Annotated in this window: 6 protein-coding genes; 4 read left to right on the top strand and 2 right to left on the bottom strand. The window is 69.6% G+C overall.

Annotated features, from left to right (window positions below; translation table 11 throughout):
* Window positions 1-309: 309 nt before the first annotated feature.
* Together rapA and I6U14_RS13495 are read right to left on the bottom strand one after the other, a co-directional pair.
* Window positions 310-3,105, bottom strand: coding sequence for an RNA polymerase-associated protein RapA (gene rapA / locus I6U14_RS13500; RefSeq protein ID WP_296900042.1), 2,796 nt, complete (start codon window positions 3,103-3,105; stop codon window positions 310-312).
* A 168-nt stretch (window positions 3,106-3,273) separates the two neighbouring features.
* Window positions 3,274-3,999, bottom strand: a complete 726-nt coding sequence (locus I6U14_RS13495; RefSeq protein WP_296900041.1) for a c-type cytochrome — start codon at window positions 3,997-3,999, stop codon at window positions 3,274-3,276.
* A 247-nt stretch (window positions 4,000-4,246) separates the two neighbouring features.
* On the opposite strand from I6U14_RS13495, the gene I6U14_RS13490 reads away from it, so the two are divergent.
* From I6U14_RS13490 to menD, 4 genes are all read left to right on the top strand, one after another.
* The gene (locus I6U14_RS13490; RefSeq protein ID WP_296900040.1) at window positions 4,247-4,837 is read left to right on the top strand and encodes a heme-binding protein; all 591 of its coding nucleotides are present in this window, start codon (window positions 4,247-4,249) and stop codon (window positions 4,835-4,837) included.
* Between the two features lie 61 nt (window positions 4,838-4,898).
* A complete protein-coding gene (locus tag I6U14_RS13485) occupies window positions 4,899-5,870 on the top strand; it encodes an alpha/beta hydrolase (RefSeq protein WP_296900039.1) in 972 nt (323 codons plus the stop codon).
* 276 nt (window positions 5,871-6,146) lie between these two features.
* Window positions 6,147-7,550: an isochorismate synthase MenF gene (locus I6U14_RS13480; protein ID WP_296900038.1), complete on the top strand. Its 1,404-nt coding sequence runs from the start codon at window positions 6,147-6,149 to the stop codon at window positions 7,548-7,550.
* Window positions 7,551-7,624: 74 nt separating this feature from the next.
* Window positions 7,625-9,373, top strand: coding sequence for a 2-succinyl-5-enolpyruvyl-6-hydroxy-3-cyclohexene-1-carboxylic-acid synthase (menD, locus tag I6U14_RS13475; protein ID WP_296900037.1), 1,749 nt, complete (start codon window positions 7,625-7,627; stop codon window positions 9,371-9,373).
* Window positions 9,374-9,697: the final 324 nt, after the last annotated feature.

The following is a 9,697-nucleotide window of genomic DNA, read 5'->3' as shown; positions in this document are numbered from 1 at the left end:
CAACCGGGGGGCGATGGTGCCGAGGACGGCGGCGGGGCACAGAGCAGAGGCGGGACGGGCGCGTGCGCCGAGGGCGGCCGGTGGGGCGGGCAGTAGCCGCCGTCGGTCAAAGTCAATGGCTGGCATGCGGGACGCCCAGGAGAGAAGAGGATCAAAGTGGCTGGGTTGACAGGCTGGGCCGGATGCCCGTTGCAACACCCAACCCGAGACCGCTCAAGTCCCGCACGCCTACTCCCGCACCCCGCACTCCAGCACTCCTGCACCCCCGCCGTCCTGTACCCCTGCACTTAGCCCCTCGCCCCTTGAGCCTTACCCGTGCGCCACCAGCCGCAGCGCATCCAGCCGCAGATGGGCGCGGGAGAGGACCTGCTCCAGGCGCTCGCGACGCAGCTGGAGCTGGGCGATTTCCTCGTCACGGACGGCGGCGTTGACCTTGGCCAGAGCCGTCAGGCGCTCGATTTCCGCATCAAGCATCACTTGCATGCGCGCCACGGCCGCCGCGCGCATCTCGGAGACGGCGGTCTCGGCGCGCACCTCTCCAGCGGCGAACATCCGCTCGATCAACTGCTGCTTGGCGGTGATGAGTGCGGAGGCGAGCTTGCGGTTGCCCGTGAGGCACTTGCCGCTGAGCGCATCGGTGGCGATGGCGTCTGCGTGGTCTGCGCCGCGCTCGTCGAGCAGCAGCCGCAAGCCGAGCCGCGGCAGGAAGCGCTGCACTTGCAGCGCCGGCGGCGCCGGGCACTCGGCGACATAGAGCATCTCGAGCAGCAGCGCGCCTGCGTTGAAGCGCGGGTTACGGGTGAGGATGATCGCCGCACTACCGAGATCCGATCCCGCAAGCTGGTCCATGGCAGCAAGGGCCAACGGGTGCTCCCAGGTCAGGAAGGCCCGATCCTCATGCGCCAGCGCATGGTTGCGGTCGAAGGTGACGGTGAGGCCGTCCTCCGGCAGCCCTGGGAACTGCTCCTGGAGCATGTGGCGGCCGGGGTGCAGCACCAGAGAGCCGCCGGGGCCGGGTTCCTGATCGACGCCAAAGGCATCCCAGAAGGCGCTCAGGTATTCGAACAGGGCGGGGTCACGGTCCATGTCTTCCATGCCCTGCACTAGCTCCGCGGAAACCGCCCGCCGATGGGAGCCCAGTTCCAGAAGGCGGTCGCGGCCGGCCGCGAGCTGGGCGTTCAGCGTCTGCCGCAGAGCGGCCGCCTCCCGCACCAGCGTATCCACGGCGCTGCCGTTGGGGTCAGCACCCTCGTCCAGCAGCGTCTTCAGGTGCCCCCCGAGCTGCTCGTAGACCGTCGCGGCCGCCGGGCAGTGCTGCGACAGCGCATCCAGTCCGTCGGCGTACCAGCGGTACAGGGTTTCCATGGCGGTGCCGGCAAGATAGGGGACGTGGATTTCGACGCTGCTGGTCTGGCCGATGCGGTCGAGGCGACCGATGCGCTGCTCCAGCAGCTCCGGGTCCAGCGGTAGATCGAAGAGCACCAGGTGGTGAGCGAACTGGAAATTGCGTCCCTCGCTGCCGATCTCCGAGCAAAGCAGCAGCTGCGTGCCCTCCTCGGGGTCGGCAAAGTAGGCCGCCGCTCGGTCCCGCTCGATGATTTCCATGCCCTCATGGAACACCGCCGCATGCACGCCGAGGCGTTCGTGCAGGTATGTGCGCAGGGCCAGCACCGTGTCCGCATGAGCGGCAATGAGCAGGACCTTGGCCGGGTGCAGATCCCGAAGCAACTCCGCAAGCCAGGCGACCCGGGGATCCTGCGCGGGCCAGTCGTCGCCGGCGCCGACCTCCGGATGGATAGGCTCCACGCCGCCACCGTAGCCATTCGGCGCCGCTAGCGGATAGGCGTGGGCGTGGCGCTCCGGGAAGCCGGCGACCCCGGCGCGCGTATTGCGGAACAACAGTCGCGAGGTGCCATGGCGGTCCAGCAGGCGCTCGACAATCGTGGCCGTGTCCAGAGTGGCGGTGTCGCCCAGCAGCTCCGAGAGCCGTGTCTGCTGGGCGTCGGTCAGCGGCGCGTCCTCCAGCAGCCGGCCGGCGATGTCGGCGATGGCGGCATAGTCCTTCTCTTCGGCCAAGAAGGCCTCGTAGTTGGAGAAGCGCTCCGGATCCAGCAGCCGCAGCCGGCCGAAGTGTCCCGCGCGGCCGAGCTGTTCCGGCGTCGCCGTCAGCAGGAGCACCGCCGGTGTCTGGTCCGCCAGAGCCTCCACCAGATCGTAGTCGAGGCCGCTGTCTTCCGGCGTCCACGCCAGATGATGGGCCTCGTCGACGATCAGCAGATCCCAGTCAGCTCCCAGCACGGCGGCAGCATGGGCGGGGGTCTCCGTCAGCAGGTCCAGGGAGCAGAGCACGCGCTGCTCGGTCTCGAAGGCGTTGCCGGCGCCGAAGGCTTGGATACGCTCACGGTCGAACAAGGCGAAGCGCAGGTTGAACCGACGCAGCAGCTCCACCAGCCACTGGTGCAGCAGCGCCTCCGGCACCAGGATCAGCACCCGCCGGGCGCGGCCGTCCAGCAGCATACGGTGCAGAATGAGCCCCGCCTCGATCGTCTTGCCCAGACCCACTTCGTCCGCCAGCAGCACGCGCGGCGCGAAACGTTCGGCGACCTCGGCGGCGATGTAGAGCTGGTGCGGGATGGGCGCGATCCGCGCACCCACAAGCCCGCGCACGGGCTCCCCGGGCCACTCGCCGCGGTGGCGCCAGGTACGCTGGCGCAGCCGAAACCAGGTATCGCGGTCGACCCGCCCGGCGAGCAGCTTCTGCTGCGGGCGGTTCAGGTGAAGATCCGCCGCCAAGAGCTGCTCCGGCACTTTGTGGGTGCCGCCGCTGGCGTCCTCACCGGTATAGACCAGGAGCTGCGACTGCTCGTCCACAGCCACGACGGTGACCTCCAGTCCCTCGATGTCCCGGACAACATCGCCGACACCGAACGCCGCCCGCCATAGGGGCGCGCTGCGCCTCGCGTAAAGCCGTTGCTCGCCGGTGGCTGGGAACTGCAGGGTGACAGTGCGCTCGTCGCTGGCCTCGACGATGCCGAGCCCGAGCTCGGCCTGGGTCTCGGACAGCCAGCGCTGGCCGGGTTTGAACTCGGGGGGACCTTCGGGCATGAGTGCTCGCGGTTGCTGGTGGCGACGGATCCGGCCCGACGGTGGACCGGCTGTAGGTTTGCCGCCGTGCGCGGGACTGCGACCCGATGATCGGGGCAGCCGGACACAGCGGCCTGTGGGGTCAGCGCGCGGCGCTTCCGGCCGCGGCGCACATGCGGCCCGCAGGTATCACTTGCCGAGCTCCACGATGTGGGAGATCACCGCTTCCGCCTGCGCGGGCGGGACTTCACCACAGCGCGCATCCGCAGGCATCTTGCGCTCCCCGCGGGCGAAATCGCCAATCTGCTTCTTCAGGTAGGCAGGGTACTGGACGATCAACGGCGGCACCTTTCCGGCGTCGTCACCGCTGGCGTCGGCACCGTGGCAGCCGGCGCAGGCGTCTGCATAGAGCTCGGCGCCGGCGGCCTCGAACGCGGCCTTGTCAGCAAAGGCTTCGAGCGCTGCCGCGCTCGGCTCGTAGGGCCAGAGGCTGAGCCGCGGCGGGCTGAAGCCCGCAACATGTCCGGCGACGAGGTCGATGATCTCGGCATCGAACCGATGGTGCTGGAAGATGGGCACCATGGGCTTAGTGCGCCGGGCCTGCGACTTGAAGGCGTGCAGCTGGCGGTCGATGTAGGGCTGCGGGAGTCCGGCGATGCGCGGGTAGGTACCGCCGTCACCGCCCTCACCTCGCTTGCCGTGGCAGTCCACGCAGTAGGCGTAGATCTGCTCGCCGGTGACCTCCGCGGCGGCGTCGTCGGCTGCGTCCTCCGCGGCAGGCGACGGTGCCGACGTCGCCAGGGCACACAGCAGCAGCGCCGGCAGCATCGGCCGGGGTCGTCGCCGCCGATGCCGCGCCGGCATGGCGCCTCCGGCGTCTAAGGGTGGCGGCGGCGCGATGCGGTGTCGGCTCATGTTGCTGACTCGACTGGCGGTGATTCTCGAATAGGGCATGGCCCGGGTGGCCGGCAGTGGGTGCACAGTGGTTGCGACGCCGCTGCACTGACCATGATAGCGGGCCAAGCCGGGTTCTGCCCGGCGCGTCCCGCAGCACGGCGCTGCGCTCCGCTGTGGCTTGACCTCCGACAACGCCGCTGGACCTCAGCGGTGGTTGAATGTCGGGTCGCCTGAAGCAGAAGCCCAACAACCCGAGTCCTCGGTCATGCCGCTGTTCAAACTGCAATACTGGATCCTCGCCGGCATGCTGCTGCCGGCGGTGCTGATCGTGTTGGCGCTGGTGCGCCCTGAAGGACCGGATTACGAGGTCCGAGAGCGCAACGAAGGCTTCGAGCTGCGCGAATATGCGCCCATGCGGGTGGCGGAGACGCAGGTCACCGGCGATTTCGCGGGCGCTGATGATGCCGCCTTCGGCCTGTTGCTGGACTACATCCGCGGCGATAACAGCAGCGGGCGTAAGCTCCCCATGCTCGCCCCGGCCATGCAAGAGCAGGTCGGCGAAGACGCCTGGCTGGTGCAGTTCGTGATGGCGCAGGAGTACCCTCTGGCCATGCTGCCGCGGCCAGCAGATGAGGACGTTCGCGTCCGCGAGATCCCGCGGCGCCTGGTCGCCGCGCGTCGCGCCGGCGGTAGCTGGGACGAGGCGGACTGGCAGGCACAAGCACAGCGCCTTCGGAACGCTGTGACGCAAGCCGGGCTCGAGCCCGTCGGTGAACCCGTCTTCGCGCGCTACAATGCGGTTTTCGTCCCAGGCTTCCTGCGGCGCAACGAGGTCTTGCTCCCCGTCGAGCCCTGAGCGCAGCACCGACCCGGGAACCGAACCCAGGCGATCCCATCGCCGTCCACAGGAGCGCCCGATGTCCATGCAAGCACCCGGAATTCAGAGCGCCACGCTGCCTTTGCCCGCCGCGCCGGTCGGCACCTCCATGGGCCAACATAGCGAGCAGGTACCGCTGCCGCCGGCGGTTGATGCCCCGCGCGAGGTCTATGCAACGCCAGAGCTGAAAGAGATCAGCTGGTACGCAGACGGCCCCGAGGGCACCCGCCCCCTGGTGCTGCTGCACAGCATCAACGCCGCCCCAAGCGTGTTCGAGATGAAGCCGCTGTTCGAGCATTATCGCGCCGAGCGGCGGGTCTACGCGCCGGACCTGCCGGGCTTCGGCTTCTCAGATCGCAGCGACCGCCCCTACTCGCCTGCGCTCTATGCAGAGGCCATCAACGCCTTCCTTGCGGATGTGGTGAAGGAGCCCGCGGATGTCGTGGCCTTCTCGCTCAGCTCGGAATTCGCCGCCCGGGCCTGCCTCGCGGCGCCGGAGCGGTTCGTCTCGCTCGCCCTGCTCTCCCCCACCGGATTCAGCGACCGGCGACTGCCCTCCGGCGGGGTCGGCAAAGCGCTGCACCGCGTGTTCACCCTGCCGGGGTTGGGCTCCGGGCTCTACGGCCTCCTCACCAAGCGCGGTGGCATCCGGTTTTTCCTGCGCCAGAGCTATGTCGGCGAGCCCCCAGACGAGCTGATCGACTACGCCTATGCGACGTCGCACCAGCCGGGCGCCATGCACGCGCCCTATCGTTTCCTCTCCGGGCAGCTGTTCACGCGCAATGCCGTCGAGACCCTGTACGCCAAACTGCAGCTGCCGGTGCTGGTGATCTACGACAAGGACGCCAACGTCACCTTCGATCTGCTGCCGGGCTTGCTGGCTTCGCATCGCAACTGGCGCGCCACGAAGGTCGAGCCGACGCTCGGCATCCCGCAATGGGAACGGCCCACTCGGACCATCGCCACATTGGACGATTTCTGGCGCACCACGGCGGCGTCGACTGACGGCTGAGTATCCCGATCAGCCGGCGGCAGCGCGCAGACGGGGCCGACCGCACAGACCTGCTCCTGGCGGCTTGCAGCTTGCTGAGCTGCACCCGAAGGGACAGGTCGATGCTCCGGCCCTGAACGCCCCTACGCTGCCACCGCCGCGGTTAAGCCAGTCTCAGGCCTCTCAGCGGACGTCGCTGCGAAGCGTTCGTCAGAATGGCCAACCATAGCAACTCGCCTGTCGCCGTCACCTCACGTCATCGCCCCTACGATGTCCGTACCGTCGCCAGCCATGGACATGCTCGCCCCCGTCGCCATCCTGGAGCAGTTGGAGACGCGTCTAGCGGAGACCCTGGCGCGGCTGCCCCTCGCGGATCACGGCGGTCTGCAATCCGTGCTGCTCGCACTGCCGCACGCACCGACGGCGGCACCGGAGCTGGCCGGGCGCCAATTCCAATTCCGCCACCCTCAGCGCGGCGACCTGCACGCTGGCTATGGTGAAGCCGCGGCCTGGTCTGCGACGGGCGCCGAACGGCTCGCCGACCTGGCGCAAGCCCTGCCGGGCTCGCACTGGCATCGCGTAGATCCCGACGGAACAGGGCTCGACGCCTTCTCCCTCCTTGGGTTCGCCGCCACCGAGACGCCGCCGTCGGCTGCCGCTGAGCCGGGGGCTGCGGCCGGCAGCGAGCACCTGCCGAACGCCCTGCTCTGGGTACCGGAGATCGGCATCGTTGCCCGCGACCATGAGGCCGCGTTGGTATTCTCGACTAAACTCCCAGCGGATCCAGAGGACCTGCTCCGGCACTGGCGCAGGCGGCTGCGTGAGCTCATACCGGTCCTGTACGAGCCCCCGGCCGGGCCCAGGCCCATTGCCCGGCTGCGGCGCGCCCGCGAGGAGCCGGAGGCCGCTGACTGGGAACGGCTGGTGCGCGGCGCGCTGGCGCAGATCGACGCAGGTAACTTAGACAAGGTGGTGCTCTCGCGGCGACTCAGCGTGCAGGGGCCGCGAACATTCGACGTGGCGCGGCTGGTGGATGCGCTGGGCTGCCTGTTTCCGTCCTGCCAGACCATCAAGCTGCGGCGCAACGGGCGGAGCTTCGTCGCTGCAACGCCGGAGCGCCTGCTCGGTCTCACGGGCGGTCGGCTGGAGGTGGATGCAATCGCCGGCACCGCCGGACGGGGGGAGTCCCTGGAGGACGACGCGGCCCTGCGCAACGGACTGCTCCGCTGCGAGAAGAATCTACGCGAGCATCGGTTCGTGATCGACGCCGTGCGCGCGGCGCTCGCTGACTGCTGCGAGGGCTTCCGCGTCCCGAGCGCACCGCAGGTGATGCAGCTCAGCAACGCGCAGCACCTTTGGAGCCCCATCACTGCCCGGCCAAGGCCGGGGGTGCGGCTACTCGACCTGGCCGCACGCCTGCATCCGACACCCGCCACCAACGGGCAGCCGCGTGCAGCGGCCCAGACCTGGCTGCGACAGATGGAGCCCTTCACCCGAGGCTGGTACACCGGTGCTGCCGGCATCCTGCATCCGAACGGTGACGGCGAGCTCTGGGTGCTGTTGCGCTGCGCCGAGGTGAGCGGCGCCGAGGCGGAGCTGTTCGCCGGTGCCGGCATCGTCGCAGGCTCCGACCCGGCCGCGGAGTGGGGCGAGACCGAGGCAAAGCTTGCGGCCATGCTCTCGGCCCTGCGCTATGCCTGAGCGCTCGCGTGGTCCGCAGCACAGGCGTATGCCGTCCTGCCTTCCAAGCACTACCCGCAACATCGCCCAGGCTCATGACTGAAGCAGATCAGGGCTGCAGCAACCTGCGCTGGGCGGACGCGCTGCTGGCGGGGCTCGGCGCCGGCGGTGTACGCACCCTGGTGCTGTCGCCGGGCTCACGCTCGACGCCGGTGGTTCTCGCCGGGCAGCGAGCAGCAGACCTGGAATTGATCCCCATCCTGGACGAGCGCAGCGCCGGATTCTTCGCCTTGGGCGCAGCCCGAGCCTCGGGACGACCAGTCGCCCTGCTCGCCACCTCGGGCTCTGCCCCGGCGCACTGGTATCCAGCGGTCATCGAGGCGAGCGAGACCGGCGTGGCGCTGGTGCTGCTCACCGCAGATCGGCCGCCCACACTGCGCGGCTTCGGTGCCAACCAGACCATTGACCAGACGCGGCTTTTCGGCGCCTTCGCCCGGGAGTCGCACGACCCGGGGCTGCCGCAGGCGGACGACGCTGCGCGCGCTGCGGTAACCGCCCTCGGCCTACGCGCCGCGACCGTTGCCCTGGGCCCGAGGCGCGGTCCGGTGCAGATCAACTTGCCCTTCGCAGAGCCGCTGGTGCCGAAGGCCGACTGCGCCCCCCTACCCTCGCCGGCGAGCACGGCACCCGCCGCGTCGGGCTGGCGGGGCGGCGTCGTCGCGGCCACCGGCCTGGCGACCCTCCCGGCTCCCGCAGGCAACGGGCTCATCGTCATCGGCCCAGGCTTGTACAGGCCGGACTTCGCACCGGCGCTGCGAGACGCCGCCCGCCGGCTGGCACTGCCCGTGCTTGCGGACCCGCTCTCGGGGCTGCGATGGGGACCCGCCTCGGATACCGTGATCACCGCCTACGATGCGCTGTTGCGCAATACCAGCGCCGCCCGCGCCCTGCGCCCGGACTGGGTGCTGCGATTCGGCGGTGCACCGGTATCGAAAGTGCTCGGCCAATGGCTCGCCAACCTACCGTCGCTGCTGGTAGATCCCGCCGGCGGCTGGCGCGACCCGGAGCACGGCGCCCGCGGGCGCATGGTCGCCGAGCCTGCCGCCGTCTGTGCGGCCCTCGCGCCCGCCGCCGCACCCGATCCGGCTTGGCGCAAGCGCTGGAGCCGCGCCGATGACCAGGTCCGCGCCATTGCCGACGCCCATCTCGCCGCAACCCACTGGTGCGAGGCGCACATGCTCCGGCACCTGCTCGCTCGGATCCCGGCGGGCGAGGCCCTGTTCTGTGGCAACTCTCTGCCCATCCGCCAGCTCGACACCTGGTCCGGTACACGGACGGACCCCCTCACCTTGCATGGCAACCGCGGCGCCAGCGGCATCGATGGTCAGCTCTCCACCGTCGCCGGGCTGAGCCATGCGGCGCCAGGCGACGCTGTCCCGCCCTGCTGGGCGCTCCTCGGTGACCTGTCCGCCGTCCATGACCTGAGCGGCTGGCTGCTGCACGGCCGACTGCGACGCCCAGTGATCGTCATCAACAACGGCGGCGGGCGCATCTTCGACTACCTGCCGCAGCACGGTCTACCGGACTTCCAGCGGCTCTGGCGCACGCCCGTAGCACCGGACCTCGGCAGCCTGGCGGCGGCATTCGGCCTCGCGCACCGGCGCGTTGAAACCAGCGCGGACTTCGATACGGCCATGAGCAAGGCCGCAACGCTTTCCGGGCCTGACGCCGCGATCCTCGTGGAGGTCTACGTCGATGCCGACGCGTCCCGGACCATGCATCGGGATTACTGGCAGGCGGTTGCAGCGAGCGCCGACGTGGTCGCCGCGATTAATGGGCACTAAGTCATCGACCTCGTCAGGCGGTGAGCGTCTCCAGAACAGCGACTTGCCGAAGCGACGCGGACGCGACGGGAAGTGCGGCGTTAAAACCGCTCGAATAGAGCGGCTATTCCTCATCGTTGTGCCTTGCCAGTCACCTCGCGAGGCTCACCCTGACGGCCGTCCAACTACAGTTTCAGGACTATGTAACGGCGCCTTCGCACCTCGCACCTCGATCCTCGCCCCTAAACCACCTGCATCCCGCGGCGCTTGAGCCGGTCCGGCTCCACGTCCAGCGCCGCCATCTCCGCCCGCACCGCCTGCTCGATGCCGGCGGCATCGAGGCCG

The organism is Thiohalocapsa sp. (assembly GCF_019695415.1).
Taxonomy (GTDB): Bacteria; Pseudomonadota; Gammaproteobacteria; order Chromatiales; family Chromatiaceae; genus Thiohalocapsa.
Note: the sequence above shows the minus strand (reverse complement) of the source record. Positions and strands in the feature narration are given on the sequence as shown.

Coding starts and splice junctions, on each gene's coding strand:
- rapA (WP_296900042.1), bottom strand. CDS start 3,105: ATGCCCGAAGGTCCCCCCGAGTTCAAACCCGGCCAGCGCTGGCTGTCC.
- I6U14_RS13495 (WP_296900041.1), bottom strand. CDS start 3,999: ATGAGCCGACACCGCATCGCGCCGCCGCCACCCTTAGACGCCGGAGGC.
- I6U14_RS13490 (WP_296900040.1), top strand. CDS start 4,247: ATGCCGCTGTTCAAACTGCAATACTGGATCCTCGCCGGCATGCTGCTG.
- I6U14_RS13485 (WP_296900039.1), top strand. CDS start 4,899: ATGTCCATGCAAGCACCCGGAATTCAGAGCGCCACGCTGCCTTTGCCC.
- I6U14_RS13480 (WP_296900038.1), top strand. CDS start 6,147: ATGCTCGCCCCCGTCGCCATCCTGGAGCAGTTGGAGACGCGTCTAGCG.
- menD (WP_296900037.1), top strand. CDS start 7,625: ATGACTGAAGCAGATCAGGGCTGCAGCAACCTGCGCTGGGCGGACGCG.